The organism is Insolitispirillum peregrinum, from assembly GCF_900156605.1.
In the GTDB taxonomy this organism is placed as follows: domain Bacteria; phylum Pseudomonadota; class Alphaproteobacteria; order Rhodospirillales; family Rhodospirillaceae; genus Insolitispirillum; species Insolitispirillum peregrinum.
This window is the reverse complement of sequence record NZ_FTOA01000002.1, coordinates 438338-465153: the sequence shown is the minus strand read 5'-3', so window position 1 is coordinate 465153 and position 26816 is coordinate 438338. Positions and strand designations below refer to the sequence as shown.

Sequence of the window (26816 nt, the reverse complement as noted above, 5' to 3'; positions counted from 1 at the left end):
AGCAACCGTCCCCTCTTTTTTGCTCAGGAGTCCCCGGCATGGCCCGTACCCTCGACCACGGCAGCACCCTGATCGTTGCCAGCCACAATCAGGGCAAGGTGCGTGAAATCCGCGACCTGCTGGCCCCGTTCGGCATCACCGTCCGTTCGGCAGGCGAACTGAACCTGCCCGAACCGGAAGAAACCGAAGACAGCTTTGCCGGGAACGCCGCGCTGAAGGCTCTGGCGGCGGCCAAGGCCGCCAACCTGCCCGCCCTGTCGGATGATTCCGGGATGGCGGTCACCGCCCTTGACGGCGCGCCGGGGATTTACTCGGCCCGCTGGGCTGGCCCGGGCAAGGATTTCCAGTTTGCCATGCAGACCGTGCAGGACAAGCTGGGCGATGCCAGCGACCGCAGCGGAGCGTTCATCTGCGCCCTCTGTCTGGCCTGGCCCGATGGCCACACCGAAATCTTTGAAGGCCGCGTTGACGGTACGCTGGTCTGGCCGCCGCGCGGGGATCAAGGGTTTGGCTATGACCCGATGTTCCAGCCCGAGGGCCATCAGCGCACCTTTGGCGAGATGCCCGCCGAAGACAAGCACGCCATCAGCCACCGCGCACGCGCCTTTGCCCTGCTGGTCGAGGCCTGCTTTTGACCTCGACCCATTCTCAGGGCCGGGAAGGCTTTGGCCTGTACATCCACTGGCCGTTTTGCCTGTCAAAATGCCCCTATTGTGATTTCAACAGCCACGCCGCCCGCCAGATCGATCAGGATCGCTGGCGGCGGGCGTTGATCACCGAGCTGGACCATGCCGCCGCCGAGGCCGGGCGCGAGGATCGTTTGCTGACCTCGATCTTTTTCGGCGGTGGCACGCCGTCGCTGATGGCCCCAGACACCACGGCGGCCCTGATCGAGCACGCCCGCAGCCTGTTCCGGTGCAGCAACGACCTGGAAATCACCCTCGAAGCCAACCCCAGCGCCGTTGACCGCGACCGCTTTGCCGCTTTTCGGCAGGCCGGGGTCAACCGCGTCTCGCTGGGGATTCAGTCGCTGCGTGAAGACTCGCTGCGCTTTCTGGAACGACACCACGACCGGCAGGAAGCCCTGACCGCCATCGAAACCGCCGCCAGCCTGTTTCCCCGTTATTCCTTTGATTTGATCTATGCCCGCCCCGGCCAGACGGTCGAGGAGTGGCGCAGCGAACTGGCCGAGGCCCTGACGCTGGCCGGGGATCACCTGTCGCTGTACCAGTTGACCATCGAACAAGGCACCCGCTTTTTCAACGATTATGCCAAAGGGGCGTTCATCCTGCCCGATGACGAGCAGGCGGTGGCCCTGTACGAGGTCACGCAACAGATGATGACCGCCGCCGGACGGCCGGCCTATGAGGTGTCCAACCACGCCCGCCCCGGCGAGGAATGCCGCCACAACCTGACCTACTGGCGCGGAGGTGACTATCTGGCGGTTGGCCCCGGAGCCCATGGCCGCCTGACCCTTGGCGACGGTGCCCAGCGCCACACGCTGGCCCTGCGCCGCCACCGTGCCCCCGAGATTTGGCTTAGTCAGGTTGAGGCAAATGGTCATGCCACCCGAGAAAAAACAATCCTGTCGGCGGCTGAACGGCGAGAAGAGCTGATTCTGATGGGCTTGCGCCTGTACGACGGTCTCGATCCGGCGCTGTTTGCCCGGCTGGGCGGGCAGTCGCTCGACAGCGCCCTCAGCGCCAGTGGTCTGGCGATGCTGCGCGACGAAGGGCTGATTGCCACCGACGGGCCATTGCGGGTCACGCCGCAAGGGATGCTGTGCCTGAATAGTGTTATCGCAGCCCTGCTGCCGTAGAGCCAAAAATCAGCGCGTTGGATTATTTTCCATAAGCCTGCAAAAAGCCGTCCAGCGTCGCCGCCATCGTAAACTGGCTTTCGGCACGCTGGCGGCAGGCGGCCCGGTGACGGGCAAAGGTTTCCGCATCCCAGTCGAGCACGGTCTGTAATGCCTGCGCCAGCGCCAGCTCATCGCGGCGCGGTACCGCCAGCCCGCACGGCCCGATCAGGGCAGCAGCATCACCGACATCGGTGGACACCGGCACACAGCCGCAAGCCATGCCCTCGGCCAGAACGTTGGGGAAGCCCTCGCCAAAGGCCGAGCTGGAGGCGATCACGTCGGCTGCCGCCAGCAGGCGCGGCACATCGGACCGCACCCCCAGCGCCAGCACGCGCGGATGCCGGGGCAGGTCTTCGGTTCCCTTGCCAACCAGCACCACCCGCCCGCTGGTCAGCCGATCGACAGCGGCCAGAAACAGCGCATGGTCCTTCATCGGATCGACGCGCGCCACATGGGCGATCACCCGTTCGCTTTCCGCCACCCCCCATTCGGCCCGCACCTCGGCGCGTGCCTGCGGATCGGGCCGGAAGCGGCCGGTATCAATGCCGTTCCACACCACTGCCTGCCGCCGGGGGCGATAGCCCAGCGCCAGATGGCTGTCCAGTCCGGCCTGCGAGTTGGCAATCACCCCGTCAGGACAGGCCGAAAAACGGGCCGACAGCGCCAGCACCCAGCGGAACACCCGACCATAGCGGCTGGGGTCCATGTCCGAACAGCGGATGCCCCAGAACTGGCGGGTGCGCTGGCGACGCCCGGACAGGACCAACGCCAGCGAGGCCAGCAGGTCGGCATGGTACATCCAGCCCTGAATGACGTCCGGCGTACTGCGGCGGATCAGGCTGGCCAGCCGGGCAATCGCCAGCGGCGACGGCACGCCCCGGCTCATCCCCAGATCACTGACCGGGATTCCTGCCGCCTCGATCCGCGCACGCACCGCCCCGGCGGGCAGCAGCGACACCACCTGATGCCGCACGCGCGGGTCAGGACGGCTCACCAGTGCCGCCAGCATCGTTTCGGCGCCACCGAACTCAAGATCGGTGATCACATGCAGGATCGACAGCGGGCGGGTCATGCGCGGGCGGCTCCGGCAATCACCGCCGCAATCCGTGCCGACGCATCGCCGGTGCCATAGTCGGCAATCTCGCCCCGGGGGGCATAATCGGGCTGGCTCCACAGGCGGTTCCAGCCCTGCTCGATGGTTTCCATCCATTCAGTTTCGCTGCGCAGGGTGACGCAGGGGCGACGATGGAAATAGGCTTCTTTTTGCAGCCCGCCGGAATCGGTCAGCACCGAGCACGCCCCGGCCACCAGCCAGGTCATGTCCAGATAGCCCAGCGGCTCGCACAGGGTCAGGCCATCAAAATCAAGCCCGAACCGGTCGACAGCCTGGCGGGTGCGCGGATGCAGTGGCAGCACCACCGGCATGTCCACCGCCAGCGTCTTCAGGTACTGCAACACCACCGTCAGCGCCTCGGGGGTATCGGTGTTTTCCGCCCGGTGGACGGTGGCAACGTGATAGCCGCCTTCACTCAGCCCCAACCGCTGGCGGATGGTCGAAACCGTCGCCGCCCGCGCCCGCGCATCCAGCGCCGCATCAAACATCACATCGCCCACATGGTGGACGCCGCGGGTAATGCCCTCGGCGGCCAGGTTGACCGTAGCCGAGCGGGTCGGTACGAACAGAAGTTCGCTCAGGTGATCGGTCATCACCCGGTTGATTTCTTCCAGTATCTGGCGATTGAACGACCGGACCCCGGCTTCGACATGGGCCACCGGGATATGCAGTTTGGCCGCGGCCAACGCCCCGGCCAGTGTCGAGTTGGCATCACCATAGACCAACATCCAGTCCGGCTTTTCGCTCAGCAGAACCGCCTCGATTCTTTCCAGCATCTGGCCGGTCATCGCCCCATGACTGCCACCAGAAATACCCAGACTGTAGGCGGGCTGAGGAATGCCCAGTTCATCAAAAAACACATCCCGCATACCAGGATCAAAATGCTGGCCGGTATGGATCATCACTTCCGAAATGCCCGCCGCCGCCAGTGCCCGACTGACCGCAGCGGCCTTAATGAACTGCGGGCGCGTGCCCACCACCGAGACAAGTTTCATTCCGTCACCGTTTTTCCGTTTTAGAGCCCGCACCGTCACGCCGAACAACCAGCCTGCCGGGCCGACGCGACTCTGGCCGACGCGACCGACGCCAGCAGCGTCGCATAGCGACCGGTAATGGCAGAAAGATCATAGTTCGGCAATGCGGCATATCCGCCCTGCCGCAAACCCTGCTGCTGCTCCGGGTTGGACAGCAGCAGGCTCAAGGCCGAGGCCAGCGCCGGACAGTCACCCTCAGGCAACAGCAGCCCGTTCTGCCCGGACACGATGACGTCGCGTGGACCATAGGGGCAGTCAAAGGACAGCACCGGCGCACCGCAAGCCATCGCCTCGACCAGCACATGCCCAAAGCCTTCCCAGCGCGACGACAGCACAAAGGCCGCAGCATGGGCCAGCCATGCCGCTGGCGAGCGCACAAACCCCGGCAGCAGCAGATCAACGCCAAGCGCCTGCGCCTGTGCGCTCAGGGCATCGCGCAGGCTGCCTTCGCCGAGGATCACCACCCGGGGCCGCTGGTCGGCGGGCAGCAGCGCCACCGCCTCGATCAACCGTTCAAAACCCTTTTGGCGATGCAGACGCCCCATCCCGACCACCACCGGCCGGGAGCTGTCTGCCCCCCATGGTGGCGGCGCTGCACGGGCGGCGTCGGCCTGTTGGCGCAAGCTGGTGGTATCCACCGGATTCGGGATCACCGTCACATGGTGCGGCGACAGGTGATAGCTGTGGATCATTTCCTGCCCCACGCCCGACGACAGCGCCACCAGATGATCGGCCCCACGATAGGCCCATCCGGCGATCCGGGTCAGCCAGCCGGGCAGATCGCCGCGCGCCTGATGGCTGTTGGTTTCCCGCACCACCAGCGCCGGACGGTGGCGCAAGCCCAGACAGGCCACCCGTGCCGCCACGTTGCCATCAATCAGGGTCGAGAACACCACGTCCGGCTGCCAGTCCCGTATCAGCCGCCGCAGGCGCAGCGGCGCTTGCCGGGATCGGAGCACGGCCAGATCAACCACTTCGGTATGGGGTTTCAGCCAGTCGCGCGCTCCGCCAGAGGCCCGCCCGACCGCCAGCTTGACCTGCCAGCCCAGAGTCGGCAGTTCATTGGCCAGATTGACCATCGTCCGTTCGGCACCCCCGCCCTCCAGCCCCGGCAGATAGCACAGAACCTTAGGCATTACCCTCGCCCCCCGGCGGCAGGATTGCATCCCGCCCGACACCGGCCAGTTCGCCCCGTCCCAAACGCTCGATCAGGTCCAGTTCCCAGTCAATCCGCTGCTGCCATGAGCCAAGGAAGCCGGACGCCGCCTGTCGCATCGCATCGCCCATCCGTTGCCGTTCTGCCGGATTGCGGTGCAGGTCGAGAATCGCCTCGGCCAGTGCCGCCACATCGCCGGCATGAGGAATGCGGCGAACAGCATCAGGCGGTATCAATTCATCTGTGGCCATATCAATCCCGCTGTCCGGCTGCGCCTGCGGGAAGATCATGCACTGCCCCAGCGTCATCGCCTCGAGATTGGCATTACTGAGGTTACCCAGCCGGTTCAGCGACGCATAAATATCCGAGCGACGACGGGCAGCGGCCACCTGGGCAAACGGCAGGCGTGAAATGAAGGTCACCGCATCGGCGGCCCCGGCTTCGGCAACCTGTTGCCGCAGGCGGTCTTCGAGGCTGCCAGTCCCGATCACCAGCGCGTGCAGGCCGTCCGGGGCCTGTTTCCACGCCTGCAAAAAGCCGTCAATAAAGGTGTCAACCCCCTTGGGCTGCTCCAGCTTGCCAACGCTCAGGACAACGGTCTTGTCCTTCGGCAAAGCCGCCAGCGCCGGATGCAGCTCGCTGTCGGCCAGCTCCGGCAGCGGATCAATGCCGTTCAACACCCGCACCCGCGGCACGTCAGGCCGCAGGGCATCGCGCAGCCAGCCTTCGACCCCGCTGCCATCCTGTGAGCAGACCACCAGCCCGAACGGCGCGCCATAGCACCAGCGCAGGGCTTTCAGCTTCCAGCGCGGCGAAGTCAGCGCCTCGCGCATCACCGAATGAATCCCCATCACCCGGAACAACACCTTTCCCGGCATCAGGCGTCCCAGCACCCCGGCAACCCAGACGTTGGCATGATCGAGATAGACCACATCAGGCCGCATTTTCCGTACTTGCCGAATCACCGCCCATGCCTGCCGCAGATCACGCAACGCGGTGCGCAGACGACCACACCATGCCGGAATGGCCGCCTTGCCCGCCTGTACCCGCACCGGCGTCGCCAGTCCGGCCAGGGTCAGCGTGACATCATCAGCACGGGTCCACGGCGAGGTTTCATCCCGTGCCGACAGCACAAAACTGACCCGGTGCGGACCACGATCCAGTGCTTCCATCATTTTGAAGATCGTCGGAACCCCGGTCGGTTCCCACCGCTGCGCCTGAACTGATGTTTCCAGCCCGCCGAACAAACGGACACTGTACAGAATGGAAAGGCTCATCGCCCTGCGGTCTCCTGCATGAGAATATTGTGCGAAAACAAGACAACAAAACAAAACCGACAACTGTCGGAGAGGATCACATCTATCGTGCAGTGAAGAGTCTCACGGCTTCAGCGGTTTTCCCTGCCAGTCGAGGCCATGCCGGGCGAGATAGCGCTCCTCCACCCACGAGACGGGATTGCGATAACCGCGACGATCCACCAGCACCCGCAGATAAGGCAGAAAAGCCATGTTCAACAGCACGTCCATCGGGTAGCCAAACACCTGCTTTTCGACCCGATGCCACGTCTGGCGTCCGAACGGCGCACAGGCCAGCTTGGCCAGCAGGCGCGGCCCGCGCAGCCAGCCCGGCACCACCGTGCGCGGCGGCGTACGATAGCCCTGCCAGACGCCGCCCCAGTCAAGCTCCCACAGAACCTCGCGGTACAACGCCTGCCCGACTTTCAGCGAGGCCGGAACACCTTCGTAGAAATCAATCAGCGGCTTTTCCCACAGCGGTAACCGCCAATCCAGTCCGAAAAAGTCATAAACCCGCTGGCCGGAAACCACATATTTAGCCTGCCGGTTTTCATATTCCGACACCTCATAGGCCCCATGCGGAGCCTCTGCCGGAATATCCGACAGACCAATATCACTCAAATGTGCCTGCAGGCGAACCTTGATCAACGCCATCAGGTCGGGCGTTTGCGCGCTTTGCCACAGGTCATAGTGTTTTTTGACCAGCGCAGCAAACACGCGGTCAAACCGTTCCGCCGCCGACAGGCCCGGCAAGGGAGCCGCCAGTGAGGACGGTATATGTCCACCGGTCAGATAATCACCCGACTGACCGTTGATCATCACGCAGTCCGCCGGTAACCAGCCCTGGTCCATCAGGTCACGGATAGCGAGGAAATCCTGTTCAAACGGTGCAGCGCTCAGACTGTCGCCGAAGGCCACATAATCATCATGCAGGGTCGAGGTCAGCGCCGCCCGCTGCCGGGACAGGGTGTAGGGAACAAAAGTCCAGCGATAGCCCAACCGCTCGGCAATCTGGCGGCTGGCAATTGCTTCGTAATTGCCCGGCTGACCATAGGCAAAGCAATGCACATCCTTCACGCCCGCCGCATGCAGGCCGCTGACAATCAGGCGGGAGTCCAGCCCGGCGCTCAGCGGCACCACAACCGGACGTCCGGCACAGCCCTGTGCCAGCGTCTGGAACAGCTGTTGAAGAACGTCTTTCAGCTCGTGGCGGGCACGCTCGGGCGTCAGATCGGACCGCACCAGCCAGGGCCGGTACTGGTGCCAGCGGTGAAAGTCCACCTGCCCCGGTCCCCGGACATGGCACAGTTCCCCCACTGCCAATCGACGGATCTCACGGTGCAGGGTAGCTGTGCCGGTACTGAAACCAGCCAGCGCCATCTCGCGCGCGGTGTCGGTATCAAGGGCCTGCAACAGCGGGGTATCGCTCACCTGCAACGGCCGGTCACTGATCCGGCCATCGGTCCCGATGAACAACGGAAAGCTGGCCACCCGGTCCACCGCCGCCCAGACTTCCCCTTGCCGTTCCGCCCGCAGACAGAAATGACCATCCAGCGTGGACAGAAAGGCCGCCAGTTGCCCCTGAACGATGGCCTCGCGGACCAGCCCGGCCAGCGCCGCTCCCTGATGCGTCCGGCCAGCGGCTATCCCATAACCCTTGACCGCCACCTGCCAGCCATCATCCCCCGCCGGGACAGAGGTCCAGCCTGTCGCCGCTGCCTGTCCGTCTGTCGTCGTCCAGCTGTGGTTCACCGTTGGTTATCCTTGTTCCGCCAGCAGATATTTCCGGGCAAAGGCCCCGCCATCATCCGGGGCCGTCTGCAACGCCGCCGCCACCTCGGCAAAGTCAACCTGCGGCCGGCCATCTTCATCCATCCGACTGGGAACAATCGCACAGCGGGCCGAAAAATCCTGCCAGACTTCCGGGTTCCAGTGGGCCAGATGATGATCAATGAACACCACCGGCTTTTCACTGCAAATCGCTTCCCACAGGGTTGATGTGGCCGGATAGTCGAGCACAAAGGCATCGGCCTGATCCATCACATCGCCAAAGCGCCCGCCGAGAAACTCGCCAGCTTGCGACCTTTTCAGCGGAACACCTCTGCGCAGTCCCTCCGGGTGCTGCTTGACCAGCACCTCGAGCCCCTGCCCGGCCAGACCATCCACCAGACGCCCCTGCCAGTCGGCATAGACCGGGTCCGGCAACAGGGGTTGAAGTGGATATTGCATTTCCCCGACAAACGCCGTGGTGACGTACATCACCCGTTTCGGCGGTTGCGCCCCCTGCCCCTTGCGGAACGGCCAACTGGCACGCGGCCCGCTGGTTGCGTCGATCCGCGGCATCGCGCCGTCAAGAGACCCTTCGCGAGAGATCCCCCGCGACAGAATCTCTGCCTTGGCCGGAGCATCAACGATAAAGCGATCACAGAACGCCAGTTCATTCACCTGAAACGGCATCAGATTGGCGTGGATATGACACCCCCCACCGTGGTCAAAACCGGTGACCGTCCCGCCCTCACGCTGGACCGCCAGACGCAGCAGGCGGGTCATCAGATTGCCGCCCGTCCCTGTCCACAGTTCGGCAGGAACATCACGCCATGCACGGGACAACGCCGCATCATAACGTGCCACTTCCGCCAGAAAAGCCGAACAGCTCTGGAGCATCACCTGTCGCAGAGGGGCAAGGTCGCCTCCCCCCAAAGCCTCCAGCACCGGCAGAACCCTCGCCGTCAACGCCTCGACCATTTCCGTCAGCCGCTTCTGCACCGACGCCGGTGCCTCGGGAAGATCTCCGGCACGGTGATGACGAAAGACCTGATCGGTCATCAGGTAGGTAAAGTGCCGCTGCCGGTCAGCCCGTGCCATGCCTTGCAGCATGGTATTATGGTTAAAGACCCCCGTCCGCTGTTCCCAGGGAAGCACGGGGCGACGATTGGTCATCAAACCATGGGCAGCAGAGCGCAACCAACTGTGCTTTTGTGGCATGGCGTTGCGCTGCATCCGGTTTTCGATCTCGCGGGAAAAGAAAGCACCATCCATGATGCCCCCTTCGCACAAGGTCCGCACAAGGCCGGGCCGCTGGAAACGGAATTTGATCCCAAGCGCCTCTGCCCTGCGCCACGTCAGCCACGTCATGCACAGGGTCAGAACCGTCACATCCAGAACAGGGGCGGCCAGCATGAATGCAGTCCGACTGGCCGTATCGGATTCCTGACCGGCGATAGCCACGACACCGGAAATGAGCGCCTTATTCAGGGCATGCGCATCCTCGACAGACGTCGGCCAGCGAATGGCGTCATCCGGCCATTGTTCGACCGCCGTAATGTCATAGGAACACAGCATCATTCACCGCGGGTCTTTTCGAACAGCCACCAGGTGGTATCGTCAAACGGCGAGTTGCCCAGCCAGAAAAAGCCGGTGTTCAGCGGCTTCAGATCAGGCCATTGCTCCTGATAGTAACGACCGAAATCGCGCTTGAACAGCAGCCCGGCCTCACCGCGATAGCTGATCTCTTCCGGCTGCTTGGCAAAGTACTCGTTGCACAGGACATAGCGCCGGGAAACGCGCACCACTTCACTCATGATCCGCGGCAGATCAGCCGGAGCGATGTGGATCAGCACCCCGGAGGTGAACACGAAATCAATCGAGTTGTCTTCGAACGGCAGTTCAAAGCCGCTGCAATTGTGCGCAGAGGTCAAACGATCCCCCAGCAGGGACGGCTGTTGCGCGAACGCATCGGCAAAGGGCTCCACCGCGTGCAGACTGGCATCGGTCAGACGGGCCCAGCAGGCCAGATTGCGACCGATGTTGGCACCGACTTCGAGAATCGATCCGGGGACTTCCGGAAAAGAACGCAGCACATTCCCCCACGCAGCCGTCCGCGGAGCCAGATCCGTATCATCGGTCACGCTGTTCCGCTGGAGGTATGCACGACCGAAGTCGCCGGTCCAGGCGTCAAGTTGCTTGGTATTCGTCACGGTGTGAGTCCATTCGCAAGAGAAAACAAGGGCGGCCCCGGTCACGGGTTCCGCCCCCGGTAAACTGGAATCCTGTGCTGCCTTAAGGGGCGGGGGCGCTACAGTCTGTGACCTGCACCCCATCCCCCACAGCAATGGCCCGCAGGGCCTGATGTCCGTCAATCAGTGGCAAATCATGCGGATGCGCCCCCGGGGTCCGCTTTCCCGGACGCAGGATGGCCAGATTGTCCCCCAACCGCAGCAGATCACCAGCGGCAATCGGGCGGATCGCCTGCACCCGCCGCCGGGCAAAGGCATAGAGTTCATCCTCGATCGGTTCCACTTTTTTGACCCCATCGCCCAGCATCGCCTCGATGGCGCGGATACCGTGGACAAGAGTTTGCAGTTCTTCCGGCAGGATCGAGTTGAAATGGTCCGGGCCCGGGCCGTTGCGGTCGAGCGTAAAGTGCTTTTCCAACACCTTGGCCCCCAGCGAAACGGCGGCGAAGGGGGCATGCAGCGGGTGCGGGCTGTGATCCGACAGGCCGGGCACGGCGGCGAACGTCTGCCCCAGAGCCGGAATCGCCCGCAGGTTCAGCGCTTCGTCCGGTGCCGGATAGCTGGCAGTGCATTGCAGAACCGACAGGTCCTTGCCGCCGGCATCGCGGAAGCATTCAACCGCCCATGCCACATCCTGCGGGATGGCCGCACCGGTGGACATGATCAGCGGCTTGCCGGTACGGGCAATGGCCTCGATCAGCGGATAGAAGGTGATCTCGTAGGAGGCCAGCTTGTGAATCGGCGTCAGGGGATCAACGATCGCAAAATCTTCGAGCGAGAAGCACGAAGACATGAACACCACCCCGCACGAGGTGGCAAAGTCGGCCAACCCCGGCACCATTTCCGGCGGCAGGACATTTTCCCGGATAATGTCGGCAATCGAACGCTTGATCCCGGCGGCAGACAGATAATCACTCTCACCGGGGTCGGGGACATAGAGGGTTTCTGGCCGGAAGGTCTGGAACTTCACCGCATCGCATCCGGCGGCAGCCGCCACTTCGATCATGCGGCGGGCCGCCGTGTCGTCGCTCCGGTCGCCCATCAGCCAGTTGCTGCCGATTTCCGCAATCACAAAGCACGGCGCATCCCCCCCGATCTGTCGCATGCCTTTTGGAGTCGGAATGGTAAAGGACGCCGGAACCGGCACCGAACATGCGTCATGGGACATCGGGCATTTCTTCCGCAACAGGGGAGCATAAAGACGCGATTGCATATACCACGGCCTCGGGACCGCGACAATCCATCCCGCCATACGCGCGGCTGGCCATAGCCTGACGATAGCCAGCATCGGACAGCAGACGGCGCATGGCCTGCAGAAGCTCGTCATCACTGGCCGACGACGGCAGCACGTCGGCAAATCCGGCCCGGGCAAGGCCCTGCCCCAGCATCAACTGGTTATCCACAAACGGGACCAGAACCTGCGCCACCCCAAGGCTGGCCCGTTCCAGCGCCGCCCCGGCGGGGGCCCCGAAAGCAATGTCATGCTCCGCCACCAGCCCGGCCATGTCAGGAACCTGCTCGCGCAGCACCAGACCCGGCAGGGACGACAGTTCCCGCACCACCTCGGCCCGGGCCTCGGTGGTCACCACTCCCAGAACCACCGTACCGCCAACCTGACGTAAAGCGGGATCGGAATTCAGTAACCGCAGAAAACGGGCCGTCAGGCCACCATCCTGCCCTCCACTACAACTGATCAGCAGCTTCTGTCCCTGCTTTGCACCACGGCGGCGCGTTGCAAAGGCCGACCCGATCAGGCAATGCACCGGAGCGCGCAAAACGGGCGCGCCATCCGATGGCAGACCAGCAACCTCCAGCCCCTCAAAGACCGTCGGCAACACCATCAGGTCACACAGAACCGGCTGCAAAGGGGGGTCAGTGACCACCACCAGACGCGCCGCTGTCTGGTCGCGGCAGCGCTGATACCACGGCAAATCCAGCGCATACAGGTCCGCAACGACCGCCGTCGCCCCGGCGGTCAAGGCCAGAAAGGTCGGGTCAGACCAATCCTGCATCATCTGCCGTTCATCATGCGCAGGCGGAACCATCGCCGCCTGCGCCCAGCGGGCCTGCAGAAACGGCGGGACGGTCCCATAGATCGCAACAGCCCACCCCGCAGCCACAAAGGCCTCGGCCAGTGCCAGCGAGCGCATCAGGTGCCCCAACCCGATATGATTGGCCCCCGATGTCCGGAACAAAACACGCCGTCCCGCCGCAGAGGCGGCGGCATGGCCGGAGACGATATCCTGTCGATAGGTCAGGTAGCCGTCTTTCAGCCCACAGGGAGTATAGTGCGCAGCCAGAAACAACCGCTGCGAGGCCGTATTGTCCGGTTTGACGACGGCATGCAGGACACTCACCCAGCCGCACGCCTGCTCACGGGCATGGGCCAGCAGGATTTGCCCCACTCCCTTGCCGCGCTGCGCCTGATCGACGGTAATGCTGACTTCGGCTTCCCAGCCCGCACGGTCCAGCCGTACCTGCCCCAGCGGCACACCCTGTGCGTCTTCGGCAATAAACAGGCGACATTCCGAAGAGGCCAGCCGGGAGGCAAACCACCGCTGATGGGTTTCCCAGGAAATCGGCGCCGTCGAGCGGGCCGTTTGCCGGACAGTCGGATCATTGGCCCAGCGAAACAGCAAGGCACAATCGTCCGCAGTCATTGGGCGGCAACGGATCTGTTCTGTGGCCATCGGATGCCCTCTCCTTTGTTGCTACTGACGGCCCCGCCGGTTGCCTAAGACTGCAGCTCGACCACTTTCTGATACCATGGCGTGGTGCGGATCAGTTCGTCGTGGGTGCCGACCCCCAGCAAGGCGCCGTTGTCCAACACCACCGTCAGGTCAGCGTGGCTGACCGTCGACAAGCGGTGCGCAATAATGACAATGGTCGTCCCGTGCTGCCTTTGCTGCCGTTCCAGCGCCTGCTGCACTGCCTGTTCGCTTTCCGCATCAAGCGCACTGGTCGGCTCGTCCAGCAGCAGGACCGGCACCCGCGCCAGCAAGGCGCGGGCCAGCGCGATACGCTGCCGTTGCCCGCCCGACAGGCGGGCTCCGCGTTCCCCCAACACCGTGTCATAGCCCTGCGGCAGACGCAGGATGAAATCTTCGGCAAAGGCATCACGGGCAGCCCGCTGAATGTCTTCCAGCGTCGCCTGTGGATTCCCGTAGCGCAGGTTTTCTTCCACCGTGCCATCAACGACCAGAATATCCTGCGACACCATCGCAATGTTGGCGCGCAGATCACCCAGCGGGATGTCACTGGCCAGGACATCATCGAAATGAATTGTGCCGTCATTAGGGATCTTCAACCGTGGCAGCAGGTCAATCAGGGTTGATTTCCCGGCTCCCGATGGCCCCAGCAAGGCAATGGTCCGCCCGGCAGGCAGAAACAGCGAAATGTTTTTCAGGGCCAAAACCGGCTGTTCATCACCATCAACGACCGGATAGGCGTAGGAAACATTGTCCAGCCGGATGCCGTTCCGTAGCGGACACGGGAAAGCAACATGACCATCCAGGTTTTCCTGCTGTGTCTCGGCGCGCTCGATCAGTTCGGAAATACGGTCAAGACTGGCCTGATAAGAGGCCATCTGCTGCAGGTTTGAGGACAACTCCTTCATCACCGGCATCAAACGGAACAAGATCAGGACGAAAACACCAACCTCGGACAACCCCATATTCAGGACACGGGAGGCGACGTACAGGATCAACAGCGCAACCACCACCCCAATGGGCTCAAGGCTTGCACCAACACGGCTGTTGTCACGAACCAGCGACGTCGAAAGGGTTTCCACTACCGTTGCTTTTTGCTGGAACAGGCTGGTTTCGGTATCCTGTGTTCCGGCCATTTTCATCAAACGCAGAAGGCGCACCCGCTCGACCACGAAACGACTGAGGCTGTCGTTGGCATCCGCCAGCTCGCTGCCAGCCCCCATCGAACGACGAAAGCCTTTTTTCGATGCGATACCCACAACGGACAGGATCATAAGTCCGCCCAGCGTTGCCTGCCAGGACAGGAACAGCATGAACATGACAAAGATGGCCAGTTTTGCCAGGCTGGTTACGACATTCAAAGCCGCCATCGCCAGCAAACCAGCCCGCTTTGCCTCTGTGGTCAGGGCGTTGATAAGGCTCCCTGAACGCTGTTGTTCAATGAAATGAATGTCTGTGGAAACGATAGACTCGAACAGCTGCGAGGACAGATAGGTGACAGCCCGGTTACTGAAACGCCCGCGCGAGACGTTCACCACATACGTAAAGACCTGGCGCAGAATAATCAGCAGTGCCACCGACACCATCAAGACTTCAAGTGTGGCCGGGACATGCAGACTGTCACTAATCCGAACAATATATTCAAAAATAACGGATTGCTGCGACAGGCTAACCAGATCCTGCCCTGTCCTCATCACTTCCAGAATCGGATAGACGAGAACAGCCCCCACCCCCTCGATCATCGATGCGATCAAGGTCATGAGGATCAAAAGAACCATCGAAAGCGGGCTGGCACCGGCAAAGGTGGGCAGAACCCCCAGAATGTACCCGGATTTCTTAGTACGCTTTGTCATGATACACCTGGACAGGAAAGGTCCGTCACATATGCGCCGGGCCCTTCACGATAGAAAGACGCCCCTTTTACAGACCATTTCCGCATTTCACGAAAACAGCTCACGAAAAGAGGATATGCTGCCGGTTTAAAGCCGCTATCTGCGGATGGGTTTGCAGAAACAGGACAATATCGGCGAAACGGAAATCCGGTTTATGCGGGTAGAGGCCCTCGTAAACAGCGCGGATCAGTTCCAGATCCTCGGGATAATCCAGTGTCAGGCGCAAAGACACATGGTCAGGATCAGCCGCAGTCACATTGATTTGCCGGAACCTTTCGGGCTGGCTCCAGATAAAGGGCATGACATGCTCGCGATGCATCGGGCTGACCGCTTCGGCGGCCGCCACATCCATCGCTCGCCGAGAGGCCACTTCGCAATCAAAACCATGCGGAAACGTCCGGGGATGACAGTTAGAGGCAAAATCTGTTCCTGGCGTTGCCAGGAATGCCTGCCAGATCAAAGACAGGACATCAGGATCAATCAAGGGGCAATCCCCGGTCAACCGCATCACCGCATCGAGATCATACTGATGAACGATATCAGTATACCGTGACAAGACGTCCTGTTCAGACCCACGAAACACATCAACCTGGGGCAGATCGGCGCACAGATCGGCAATGGCGTCGTCCTGAGGCAACGTACTGGTCGCCACGATAACCTGTTGAACTCCGGGGGTGCGCCAAATACGCTCAATCTGGCGGACCAAAGCCGGTCGCCCAGCCAGATCGGCCAACACCTTTCCCGGTAAACGGGTTGACCCCATCCGGGCTTGCACCACAACGGCCCACCGCAGGCCGTCGCGGTCAGGCTCCGTTGCTCCCTGCATCATACTCTCCTTCGCCAACACAGCATCGCTCAAACCTTCACCCACAGATGAAAGTCGGCCCTGGGGAAACCATCACGCCCCGAGCACACCCTTCAGGGTGGACACAACACGTTCAACATCCCCATCCTGCAACGCCGGATACAGCGGCAGGGACAGACAGCGGCGATAATAGGACTCTGCCCCCGGTATCGCCGGACCCGCAACAGCGCGCCCCTGCCAGTAGGGGTGCCAGGGAACCGGCATATAATGCACTTGCGAGCCGATCCCCTGCGCTGCCAATGCACGCATCACCGTGGCTCGATCTGTCCCCAGTCCGTCAAAATCAATCAGTGCCACAGCCAGATGCCACGCCGGTGTACTGCCTGCCACCCGCCCAAGAGGACGAACGCCCGGCACATCAGCCAGAAGATCCTGATACAAATCCACCAGATGCCGCCGACGCGCCACAAAGACGTCGAGCTTTTTCAGCTGACTGGTTCCCAAAGCACACTGAATGTCGGTGGCCCGGTAATTGTTTCCCTCGGCAACCATCTCATAGTACCAGGGGTTGACCTGACCATCGGGACCAAGGGCCAGATCTGGCCGCTGGAACAGGGCTGGGTCACGGGTCATGCCGTGGCTGCGCAGGATACGCATGGTCTGATCCAGATCAGGCATCCGCGCAGTGACCGCGCCACCCTCGCCCATCGCGATTGTTTTGACCGGATGAAAGGAAAAACAGGTGAGCGCAGCGTGGGCACCCGCCCCGACCAGATGCGTGACACCATCAGCATCCCGATACGACGTCCCCAGCGCATGACAGGCATCTTCGACCACCACCGCTCCGTAACGGCTGGCGACATCAGCCATACCCACCGGATCACCGGTTTGCCCGCTCAAATGCACTGGCGCCAGCAGTTTGACTTTTTTACCCGCCGCCTGTGCTGCCAACACGGCTGCTTCGGCATGGGCAGGCATCATCAGGCCGGTCTCAGGATCAACATCGGCAAAAACCACCTCTGCACCCAGATAATGGGCCGCATTCGCGGTTGCGAGGAATGTAATGGCGGGCACCACCACACAATCACCCTCCCCCACACCAATTGCAGCATAGGCCAGGTGCAGGGCAGACGTCCCGGTCGAACAGACCATTGCCGATGGCGCCTTGACATGGTCAGCCAGCGCATGTTCGAACGCACCGACAGCCGGGCCACCGGTTAACCAGTCTCCCCGCAAAACCTGTGTCACAGCAGCAATGTCATCATCGTCAATGGTTTGACGACCATAGGGCAAGAAAGGGGCAGGCGTGCTGGTCACGATCGACTCCGGACAGGAGGGCCCATTTCAGCCCACTCGGCAACCGCATCACGGCAGGAGCAGGCCCATCACCAACGGGCCGACAGCCGGCCACTGTAAAAGCCTGCTCATGGTTTGGCAACAGTCAGCCCCTGCAGCATGCAAGACAGCCTGAGAGGCAGCGACCAAAACCTGTTTCCTGTTACCACCATGGCAGACACTCAAGACTTCCGTCGCGATGACAAAAGACACCCCGCCCGAAGATTCTCCGGGCGGGGTGTTCCACATCAGACGCCAACGTCTTGCACTGAGTCTCAGGCGCGGGCCTTTTCCTCTGCCGCGACCGGAACTTCCAGCCGCGACAGCATTTCCTTCGGCACCACCTGCCAGAACTTGCCGACTTCACGCTCCCAGCCGGTCAGCAGGCTCTTGGCGAACGGCGACTGGGTTTCGGCCAGATGCTCTTCGACCAGCGCCTTCAGCATGTCTTCGTAGTAGGGAACTTCGATCCGCTGCCAGACGATCGACTCGCTGTTGGCACGCGATTCGAACAGCCCCTCGCCGTCATAGACAAAGGCCATCCCGCCGGTCATCCCGGCCCCGAAGTTCGCCCCGACGCTGCCGAGGATCACCACCGTACCGTTGGTCATGTATTCACAACCGTTGGAACCACAGCCTTCGATCACCACCTGCGCCCCGGAGTTGCGCACCGCGAAGCGTTCCCCCGCCTGACCGGCGGCAAACAGCTTGCCGCTGGTCGCCCCGTACAGGACGGTGTTGCCGATGATGGTATTCTCGTTCGACTTCAGCGGGCTGTTGACCGCCGGACGAACGACGATGGTGCCGCCCGACAGACCCTTGCCGACATAGTCGTTGGAGTCGCCGAACACTTCCAGCTTCAGACCCTGAACGGCAAACGCCCCCAGCGACTGACCGGCCGACCCGCGCAGGCGGATGGTGATGTGGCCCGGCTGCAGACCGGTCATGCCGTACTTCTTGACGATCATGTGCGACAGCTTGGTGCCGACGGCGCGGTGGGTGTTGCGCACGTTGTAGGCCAGCTGCATCTTTTCGCCGTCTTCCAGCGCCGGACGGGCGTCGAGGATCATCTGGGCGTCAAGGGTTTCGGCAACTTCGTTGCGGCCTTCGACCTTGTTGATGGTCGGCAGACCACCGGCATCGGCCTGCACCAGCAGCGAATTCATGTCAAGGTCGTCAAGGTGCGACGCCCCACGCGACACCTGCGACAGCAGGTCGGTGCGGCCAATCACCTGATCGAGCGAGCTGAAGCCCAGATCGGCAAGGATCTGACGGACTTCATCGGCCATGAAGGTGAACAGGTTGACCACCTTTTCCGGCGAGCCGGTGAACTTGGCGCGCAGGGCCGGGTCCTGGGTGCACACCCCGACCGGGCAGGTGTTGGAATGGCACTGGCGGACCATGATGCAGCCCATCGCCACCAGCGAGATGGTGCCAACGGCGAACTCTTCGGCGCCCAGCATGGCAGCGATCACCACGTCACGACCGGTCTTGATGCCACCGTCGGTGCGCAGCAGAACCTTGTGACGCAGACGGTTGAGGGTCAGCACCTGATGGACTTCCGACAGGCCCATTTCCCACGGCAGACCGGCGTACTTGATCGAGGTCTGCGGGCTGGCACCGGTGCCGCCAACGTGGCCGGAGACATGGATCACGTCGGCCTTGGCCTTGGCCACCCCGGCGGCAATCGTCCCGATACCCGAACGGGACACCAGCTTGACGATCACCCGCGCCTTGGGGTTGATCTGCTTCAGGTCATAGATCAGCTGGGCCAGATCTTCGATCGAATAGATGTCGTGGTGCGGCGGCGGCGAGATCAGCATCACCCCCGGCGTCGAGTGGCGCAGCTTGGCGATTTCGACCGTCACCTTGAAACCGGGCAACTGGCCACCTTCGCCGGGCTTGGCCCCCTGAGCGACCTTGATCTCGATTTCACGGCACTGGTTCAGGTATTCCGCCGTCACCCCAAAGCGGCCAGAGGCCACCTGCTTGATCGCCGAGTTGGCATTGTCGCCGTTCGGACGCGGACGGTAACGGCTGGGGTCTTCCCCGCCTTCGCCGCTGTCCGACTTGGCGCCGATGCGGTTCATGGCAATATTGAGGGTGCCATGGGCTTCGGTGGACAGGGCGCCGAGCGACATCGCCGGGGTGATGAAACGCTTGCGGATTTCGGTCACGCTTTCGACTTCATCCACCGAGATCGGATGGTCGGCGGGCTTGAAGTCCAGCAGGTCACGCAGGTTGATCGGCCGCATCTTGCGCAGGCCATCGGAATAGCGCTTGTACAGGTCGTAATTGTCGGTTTCCACCGCCTGCTGCAGGGTGTGGATCAGCGTACCATCGAACGAGTGCGGCTCGCCCGAGTGACGACGGAAGCGATAGAAGCCACCGACCGGCAGCACCGCCGACGGGCCGGTAAAGCCAACACCGTGCTGTTCCAGCACCTTTTTCTGGATACCGGCCATCCCCAGACCGGAAATGCGCGACGGCATGCCGGGGAAGAATTCGGCCACCAGCGAGCGCGACAGGCCGACGGCTTCGAAGTTCAGACCGCCACGGTAGGACGAGATCACCGAGATGCCCATCTTGGACATGATCTTGCGCAGGCCGTCGTCGATGGCCTTCTTGAAGTGCTTCAGGCCCTTGTCGAGCGGCAGATCCCCGAACAGGCCACGGGCATGGCGTTCCTTGATCGCTTCTTCGGCCAGATAGGCGTTGACGGTGGTGGCACCGACACCGATCAGCACCGCGAAGTAATGGGTATCGAGGCACTCGCCGGAACGGACGTTCAGGCTGGTGAAGGTGCGCAGCTGCTGCTGGATCAGGTGGGTATGCACCGCACCGGCGGCCAGGATCATCGGGATCGGCGCACGGGTGGCGGTGGTCTTTTCGTCGGTCAGGATGACGTGGGTGCAACCACCACGGATGGCGTCTTCGGCATCCCGCTGAATGGCGGTGATCGCATCGCGCAGGGCGTTTTCGCCACCATCAACCGGGAAGGTACAATCGACGATCGCCACCGTGTCCTTCATGTAGGCCCGCATGGCGCGGAACTCATGGGTCAGCAACACCGGGCTTTCCAGTTGCAGCAGGTCGCACTGGCTGGCGTCTTCGTCGAGGATGTTGCCGAGGTTGCCCAGACGGGTGTTCAGGCTCATCACGCGGGTTTCGCGCAACGGGTCAATCGGCGGGTTGGTCACCTGCGAGAAGTTCTGGCGGAAGAAGTGGTGCAGGCCACGATAGTTGCCCGACAACACCGCCAGCGGGGTATCGTCGCCCATCGAGCCGATGGCTTCCTTGCCGTCCTCGACCATCGGATGCAGGATCATTTCCATGTCTTCCATGGTCAGGCCATGGGCAGACTGGCGGCGGCGCAGGGTCGGCGTGTCGAGGTCCGATTCGCTGCTGCTCGGGGTGTTGTTGATCAGGCTGTCGAGATGGGTGATGCGGGCGGTCCACTTGGCGTAGTCGTGCTCGCCCGAGATGACGTTCTTCAGCTCGCTGTCGTGATAGAACTTGCCCGCCGACAGGTCGATGGCGATGCATTCACCCGGCCCGACGCGGCCCTTTTCGATCACTTCGGCTTCGTTCAGGCGCACCATGCCGGTTTCCGACCCGACCACCAGCAGGCCGTCCGAGGTCTTGGAATAGCGCAGCGGACGCAGGCCGTTGCGGTCCAGACCGGCGACAACCCAGCGCCCGTCGGTGGCGCACAGCGCCGCCGGACCGTCCCACGGTTCCATGATGCAGTTGCAGTAGCTGAAGAACTGGCGGTGTTCTTCCGGCATGTTGGAATTCGAGCTGATCGATTCCGGGATCAGCATCGCCTTGACCACCGGCGCGATACGGCCCGAGCGGGTCAGCAGTTCAAACACCGCATCCAGCGCCGCCGAGTCGGAGGAGAACGGCTGGATCACCGGCTTCAGGTCGGCGATACGGTCGCCGAACACTTCCGATGCCAGACGCGTTTCGTGCGCCTTCATCCAGTTGGCGTTGCCGTTCAGGGTGTTGATTTCGCCGTTGTGGGCAAGCGTGCGGAACGGCTGGGCCAGACGCCAGGTCGGGAAGGTGTTGGTCGAATAGCGCTGGTGATAGATGGCAAAGGCCGACACAAAGCGTTCGTCGCGCAGGTCGGGATAGAACACGTCGAGCTGTTCGGCGAGGAACATGCCCTTGTAGATCACCGAACGGCAGGACAGCGAGCAGATGTAGAATTCCATCAGGTTGGCGGCCAAAGCCCGCTTTTCCATCCGGCGACGCAGCACGTAGAGGTCGGTTTCAAACTGTTCGTCCGACACCCCCTTGGTGTTGGCGATCATGATCTGCTCGATCTCGGGGCGGGTGGCGTTGGCCTTTTCCCCGATCACGTCGATGTTCACCGGCACCTGACGCCAGCCATAAATGGTATAGCCGTAGTGCAGGATTTCCGACTCGACGATGGTGCGGCAATGTTCCTGCGCGTCCATGTCGTTCTTCGGCAGGAACACCATTCCGACGGCCAGACGGCCCCGGGCCAGCTCGTGGCCGGTGCGGCGAACGTGTTCCTTGAAGAATTCCTGCGGGATTTCAACGTGGATACCGGCGCCATCGCCGGTCTTGCCATCGGCATCGACCGCGCCACGGTGGAACAGCACCTTCAGGGCTTCGATCCCGGCTTCGACCACCTGACGGCGCGGCTTGCCGTCGATGGCGGCCACCAGACCGACGCCGCAGTTGGCGTGTTCTTCGGCCGGGTTGTAGAGGTGGGCGGCTTCGAGCCTGGCGGCATTGGCCTTCCACTCGGCCACAAACTGTTCGCCGGAAACGGACTGGATGTTGTTTTCGTTCGACATGTTTTTCAATCCCTGTTCGGCGTTATTCGGCGGCCTGAGCCACGGCTTTTTCATTCAGGTAGCGACCGATCGACGCGGCGGCATCACGGCCATCGCGGATCCCCCACACCACCAGCGACGCCCCGCGCACGATGTCTCCGGCGGCGAACACGCCGTCCAGCGAGGTCATCAGGGTGCGTGGATGGGTCTTCAGGGTGCCCCAGCGGGTGACGGTCAGGTCGGCTTCGCCGAACATCGCCGGCAGGTCTTCCGGCTCAAAGCCCAGCGCCTCGATCACCAGATCGGCCGGCAGGACAAACTGGCTGCCCGGAGTCGGTTCCGGCGACTGACGGCCCGAGGCATCGGCGATGCCCAGATGCATGCGGATGCAGCGCACACCCGACACAGCCTGATCGGTGCCTTCGTTCAGCAGCGCCTCGGGGGCGGCCAGCCAGACGAATTCCACACCTTCTTCCTCGGCGTTGGCCACTTCACGCTGCGAACCGGGCATGTTGTCGCGGTCGCGGCGATACAGGCACTTCACCGACTTCGCCCCCTGACGGATGGCGGTGCGCACGCAGTCCATCGCGGTATCGCCACCGCCGATCACCACCACGTCCTTGCCCGCCGCGTTCAGTTCGCCGCTGGTGTAGGCCTCGATGCTGTCACCAAGGCTGACCTTGTTGGAGGTGATCAGGTAATCCAGCGCCTTGTGCACGCCGGTCAGCCCCGCACCGGGGATGGTCAGCGCCCGGGCCTTGTACACGCCAGTGGCAATCAGGATCGAGTCGTGGCGGCTGCGCAGCTCGGCAAAGGTCACCGTCTTGCCGATGTCGGTGTTCGGGTGGAACACCACGCCGCTACGCTCCAGCAGGTCGACACGGCGGGCGATGACGTCCTTTTCCAGCTTGAAGCCGGGGATCCCGTACACCAGCAGGCCGCCCATGCGGTCATAGCGGTCATAAACATGGACCTGGAAGCCCTGCATGCGCAGTTGTTCCGCCGCCGCCAGACCAGCCGGACCCCCACCGATGATGCCGACGCTTTCGCTGCGCTCTTCGGTCGGGGCGATGGGCTGCACCCAGCCCTTTTCCCATGCGGTGTCGGTGATGTACTTCTCCACCGCGCCGATGGTCACCGAGCGGTGACGGCTTTGCTCCAGCACGCACGACCCTTCGCACAGACGGTCCTGCGGGCAGATGCGGCCGCAGACTTCCGGCATCGAGTTGGTCGATGACGACAGGGCATAGGCTTCTTCCAGACGGCCATTGGCGGTCAGCATCAGCCAGTCGGGGATGTGGTTCCCCAGCGGGCAGTGCACCGAGCAGAACGGGATGCCGCACTGTTCGCAACGTGACGCCTGATCAGTCGCGCGATCGTCCTGGAAGCCCCCGTAGATTTCATTGAAATCCTGTTTGCGAGTTTCAGCAGCCCGCTTGTCGGGGGATTGCTGCTCGATATGAGTAAACTGCAACATTTTGGACGACATCCGTCGGCCTCCTCAGGTGTTCCAGAGACGATACGACATTCTTGTGGCGGGCTCGTGCGCGGGCCTCGCTTACCTTCTCCTCTTACGCCTGGAATTGGCCTATTTCAAGGAAAAATCGGGAAATAGGTCAACTATGTTTACTATTTTCGAGACGTGATCACCTTTTTACGCCCACCCCCTCCCCCCACCCCCGACAAGGGAGGGAGGAAATAGTAAACAAATCATACCTATTTTGTAACTATGGCGCAAAACCATAAGAATGGTAAAAACAGTCCTCTACACCACGTCAGCTGCGGAGCGTCCGGTGCCTTTCCTGCAAATCTTTGTGCTTGCCCTGGTGCAAGGGATCACGGAATTCCTGCCCATCAGCTCGTCCGGCCATCTGGTGCTGGTGCCCGTCCTGACCCACTGGCCCGATCAGGGGCAGGACATGGACATCGCCGTTCACGTCGGTACCCTCGGGGCGGTGGTCCTGTACCTGTGGCGTGACATCTGGGCGATGCTGGTCGGCCTTGGCCGGTCGCTGCGCGGGCGCAAGGACCCCGGTGCCCGGCTGTTCTGGCAATTGATTGTCGGCACCATTCCGGTGGTGATCTGCGGCTTTGCCGCCAAAAAGCTGCTGGGTGAAGAGTTCTTCCGCTCGGTGACGATCATCGGCTGGTCGATGCTGCTGTGGGGGATCGTCCTGTGGCTGGCCGACGTGATGAGCCTGACCGTCAAGCGCATGGAACACATGCCGTGGTTTGATGCCATCGCCATCGGCGCATCGCAGGTGTTGGCCCTGCTGCCCGGCACCTCGCGCTCGGGCATCACCATGACTGCCGCCCGTGCCCTGGGTTATGAACGGTCGGATGCCGCCCGCTTCTCGATGCTGCTGTCCATCCCGACCATCGTCGGGGCCGGTGTACTGGCGGGCAAGGACATCTATGAAGCCGGTGATCCGGTGATGACCCAGACCGCCCTGATCGCCGTCGCCCTGTCCTTTGTCTCGGCGCTGATCACCATCACCATCCTGATGTCCTGGCTGAAACGGGCCAGCTTTACCCCGTTCGTGCTGTACCGGGTGGTGTTCGGTATTTTCCTGATTGCCCTCAGCTATGGCTGGGTACAGGTTTAACGAGCCTTAAAGGGTTCGCCCGCTACACTGGGGGGACAGGGTCTGCGCCCTGTCCTTCCGGTCGTTCGCATCCGGTCCGGCTCCACCAGCGTAGAAGGGTACCATGAGCGTTACATCCTACGTTTCTGCCAATGGTATGGAACCGATGCCGCTGTCAGCAATGACACCGGATGCCGGACCCCAGAAAGTGCCTGCCAACTCCCCGGCATCCGCTGCGGTTTCTGGTGCAGACGCCGCCAGCCCGAACGGCGAAGCCGTCACCAACAGCGAAGACGACGCGTTCTCGTTCTGGGATGTCCTGGACATGGTGAACCCGTTGCAGCACATCCCGATTGTCTCGACCATCTACCGCGAAATCACCGGCGACAGCATCAAGGATGTCTCGCGCGTGGTTGGCGGTGCCCTGCTGGGCGGACCGATCGGGGCAGCGGTGGCACTGGTCGATGTCGGGATCAATCAGACCACCGGCAAGCATATCGACGAACACATGCTGGCAATGGTCGACGGCGACGGCAGCACAGCATCCACCGCAACGGCGGCGATCAGCAGCGGCACCGACAACAGCGAATCGGCCTATAACATGATTCCCCCCGCAGGGACCGCGATACCGCGTGTCGGCAAGGGCCGCGTTGATGTCACCCTGCCTGCCGAACAGCAGTCCCAGGCCCCGCAGACCGGCGCGACCACCACCGCCGAAGCCACCTTTGGGCAAGCCCAGCCGCTCACAGTCCCCGCCGCAAAGCCGCTGACCGCCACCTCGCTGTCGCCGGAAAAGCACGCCGCCGCCCATGCCGTTCAGGGGCAAGAGCAACAGGCTGATGCCTCGCAGGCCCCCCCGCAAGGGCGGCGGTTTGCCCTGAACCGCACCCGCGACACCCGGACAGCCGACGTCAAGCATATCCGGGTCGAAAGCGAATATCCCACCATCAACAAGCCCGACCTGCGCCAATCGACACCGACCTCCTACCGCACGCCTGCCGCAGCCCCGAGCACCAGCGCAGCAACCGCCGCCTCCATGCCGTTGACGCTGGGCGGCGAAACCGCTGTCAACGCGGGGGCGGCACCCGATGCGGTCCCGATGGGCAACGCCACCCTGCCGATGGGTGTGCTGGCCCCGCAGGACGGTACCGTCCCGGCCGGATCATCCCAGCCATCGCCCGACGCCCTCTACAAGGCAATGCAGGCGCAGGGACTGGAGCCCAATCAGCACCCGTCCTTTGCCGGAACCGAAAAGACCACCGCTGCCCAGAAAGCCAGCGCCGACAAGACCGCCCGCGCCCAGCGCCGCAAGGCCATGTCAGCCGCCGACTCGGCGGAGATGGGCACCGCCATCATGCCCGCAGGCATGGGCGGGGGATCAACCCCGACCGCCAGCGCGGCGGCGGCCAGCTATAGCCAGACAGCGGCCACCACCCAGCCGGGGGTACAGACAACCGCCACGGCTCCGGCAACACCGGCTTCAACAACGTCTGCCGCGACTCCGACCCAGTTGCCCGGCTGGTATGATCAGGCGGTGCAGAAGGCCTATTCCAGCTATCAGAAAACCGGTGCCCTGACGGGGGGCAATGCCACCGTTGCCACCAACGCCCCCACGCCGATCAACACGGTTGAATAGGGCCTGCCCGCCGGATGCCGGATCAGCCGCACGACATTCTGGTGATCGCCACCAGCCCCGACGCCCGGCAGGGGGAGATCCGTCATCGTGGCAGAACCTTCCGCTGCGCTGTGGGAAAAGGGGGCCTGAAGCCCGCTGCTGACAAGCGTGAAGGCGATGGCGCCTCTCCCATCGGGCGCTACCCTTTGCGGCAAGTCTTTTACCGCCCCGATCACCAGCCGACTCCGCAAACCTGCCTGCCCGTCACCGCCATCACCCCGGCCATGGGCTGGTGCGATGATCCGGCAGACCCGGCATACAACCGACTGGTCACGCTTCCCCATGCTGCCAGCCATGAACGGCTGTGGCGTGATGATCACCTGTATGATCTGGTGCTGGTGTTGGGGCACAACGATGATCCACCCCAGCCCGGTCTGGGCAGTGCCATTTTCCTGCACGTCGCCCGCCCCGGCTATCTGCCGACCGAAGGCTGTGTGGCGCTGGCGGTGGAGGATGTCCGCAGCCTGTTGCAGCAGCTCGGCCCCGACGACCAGTTGGAAATCATGATCACTCCGGCCTGAGCGCCACA

19 protein-coding genes are annotated in these 26816 nt (G+C 62.8%); 5 read left to right on the top strand and 14 right to left on the bottom strand.

The genetic code is table 11. From position 1 onward, the window contains the following. Positions 1-38: 38 nt before the first annotated feature. Positions 39-635 (top strand): RdgB/HAM1 family non-canonical purine NTP pyrophosphatase, encoded by a 597-nt coding sequence (rdgB, locus tag BW995_RS20950; protein ID WP_217696058.1) that lies wholly within the window; start codon positions 39-41, stop codon positions 633-635. Further along, positions 632-1819: a radical SAM family heme chaperone HemW gene (hemW, locus tag BW995_RS06110; protein ID WP_076399285.1), complete on the top strand. Its 1188-nt coding sequence runs from the start codon at positions 632-634 to the stop codon at positions 1817-1819. Before rdgB ends, hemW begins: the two co-directional genes overlap by 4 nt. A gap of 22 nt (positions 1820-1841) precedes the next feature. Here the strand turns inward: hemW and BW995_RS06105 are convergent, their stop codons facing one another. The 14 genes from BW995_RS06105 to BW995_RS06040 form a co-directional block, all read right to left on the bottom strand. Beyond that, on the bottom strand, positions 1842-2933 hold the full coding sequence (locus BW995_RS06105; RefSeq protein WP_076399284.1) for a glycosyltransferase: 1092 nt from the start codon (positions 2931-2933) through the stop codon (positions 1842-1844). Beyond that, the gene (gene wecB, locus BW995_RS06100) at positions 2930-3970 is read right to left on the bottom strand and encodes a non-hydrolyzing UDP-N-acetylglucosamine 2-epimerase (RefSeq protein ID WP_076399283.1); all 1041 of its coding nucleotides are present in this window, start codon (positions 3968-3970) and stop codon (positions 2930-2932) included. The genes BW995_RS06105 and wecB overlap by 4 nt, the downstream gene beginning before the upstream one ends. Positions 3971-4005: 35 nt before the next feature. Beyond that, positions 4006-5145, bottom strand: a complete 1140-nt coding sequence (locus BW995_RS06095) for a glycosyltransferase (RefSeq protein ID WP_076399282.1) — start codon at positions 5143-5145, stop codon at positions 4006-4008. Beyond that, entirely contained in the window at positions 5138-6442 is a 1305-nt protein-coding gene (locus BW995_RS06090; RefSeq protein ID WP_076399281.1) for a glycosyltransferase family 4 protein, read from the bottom strand. Before BW995_RS06090 ends, BW995_RS06095 begins: the two co-directional genes overlap by 8 nt. 102 nt (positions 6443-6544) lie before the next feature. Next, positions 6545-8212 (bottom strand): asparagine synthetase B family protein, encoded by a 1668-nt coding sequence (locus BW995_RS06085; RefSeq protein WP_076399280.1) that lies wholly within the window; start codon positions 8210-8212, stop codon positions 6545-6547. Between the two features lie 6 nt (positions 8213-8218). Further along, on the bottom strand, positions 8219-9805 hold the full coding sequence (locus BW995_RS06080) for a hypothetical protein (protein ID WP_076399279.1): 1587 nt from the start codon (positions 9803-9805) through the stop codon (positions 8219-8221). Continuing rightward, entirely contained in the window at positions 9802-10437 is a 636-nt protein-coding gene (locus tag BW995_RS06075) for a pseudaminic acid biosynthesis-associated methylase (protein WP_076399278.1), read from the bottom strand. Before BW995_RS06075 ends, BW995_RS06080 begins: the two co-directional genes overlap by 4 nt. An 82-nt stretch (positions 10438-10519) precedes the next feature. Next, on the bottom strand, positions 10520-11644 hold the full coding sequence (locus BW995_RS06070; RefSeq protein WP_175617001.1) for an N-acetylneuraminate synthase family protein: 1125 nt from the start codon (positions 11642-11644) through the stop codon (positions 10520-10522). Next, on the bottom strand, positions 11634-13166 hold the full coding sequence (locus tag BW995_RS06065) for a GNAT family N-acetyltransferase (RefSeq protein ID WP_076399277.1): 1533 nt from the start codon (positions 13164-13166) through the stop codon (positions 11634-11636). The genes BW995_RS06070 and BW995_RS06065 overlap by 11 nt, the downstream gene beginning before the upstream one ends. 44 nt (positions 13167-13210) lie before the next feature. After that, on the bottom strand, positions 13211-15037 hold the full coding sequence (locus tag BW995_RS06060; protein WP_076399276.1) for an ABC transporter ATP-binding protein: 1827 nt from the start codon (positions 15035-15037) through the stop codon (positions 13211-13213). Between the two features lie 100 nt (positions 15038-15137). Then, positions 15138-15905 carry a cytidylyltransferase domain-containing protein gene (locus tag BW995_RS06055; protein WP_084194623.1) on the bottom strand — a complete coding sequence of 256 codons (768 nt, stop codon included), beginning with the start codon at positions 15903-15905 and terminating at the stop codon, positions 15138-15140. Positions 15906-15974: 69 nt separating this feature from the next. Beyond that, positions 15975-17198: a UDP-4-amino-4,6-dideoxy-N-acetyl-beta-L-altrosamine transaminase gene (gene pseC / locus BW995_RS06050; RefSeq protein WP_084194622.1), complete on the bottom strand. Its 1224-nt coding sequence runs from the start codon at positions 17196-17198 to the stop codon at positions 15975-15977. Positions 17199-17491: 293 nt separating this feature from the next. Beyond that, positions 17492-22048 (bottom strand): glutamate synthase large subunit, encoded by a 4557-nt coding sequence (gene gltB, locus BW995_RS06045; protein WP_076399273.1) that lies wholly within the window; start codon positions 22046-22048, stop codon positions 17492-17494. A gap of 22 nt (positions 22049-22070) precedes the next feature. Next, a complete protein-coding gene (locus tag BW995_RS06040; protein WP_076399272.1) occupies positions 22071-23516 on the bottom strand; it encodes an NAD(P)-dependent oxidoreductase in 1446 nt (481 codons plus the stop codon). A gap of 304 nt (positions 23517-23820) precedes the next feature. Between BW995_RS06040 and BW995_RS06035 the strand changes: the two genes are divergently transcribed. From BW995_RS06035 to BW995_RS06025, 3 genes are all read left to right on the top strand, one after another. Further along, complete coding sequence (locus tag BW995_RS06035) at positions 23821-24633, top strand: undecaprenyl-diphosphate phosphatase (RefSeq protein WP_139332780.1); 813 nt, start codon at positions 23821-23823, stop codon at positions 24631-24633. A gap of 103 nt (positions 24634-24736) precedes the next feature. Then, complete coding sequence (locus tag BW995_RS06030; RefSeq protein WP_139332779.1) at positions 24737-26248, top strand: hypothetical protein; 1512 nt, start codon at positions 24737-24739, stop codon at positions 26246-26248. 14 nt (positions 26249-26262) lie between these two features. Beyond that, positions 26263-26808, top strand: coding sequence for a L,D-transpeptidase family protein (locus BW995_RS06025; protein WP_084194621.1), 546 nt, complete (start codon positions 26263-26265; stop codon positions 26806-26808). Positions 26809-26816 lie beyond the last annotated feature (8 nt).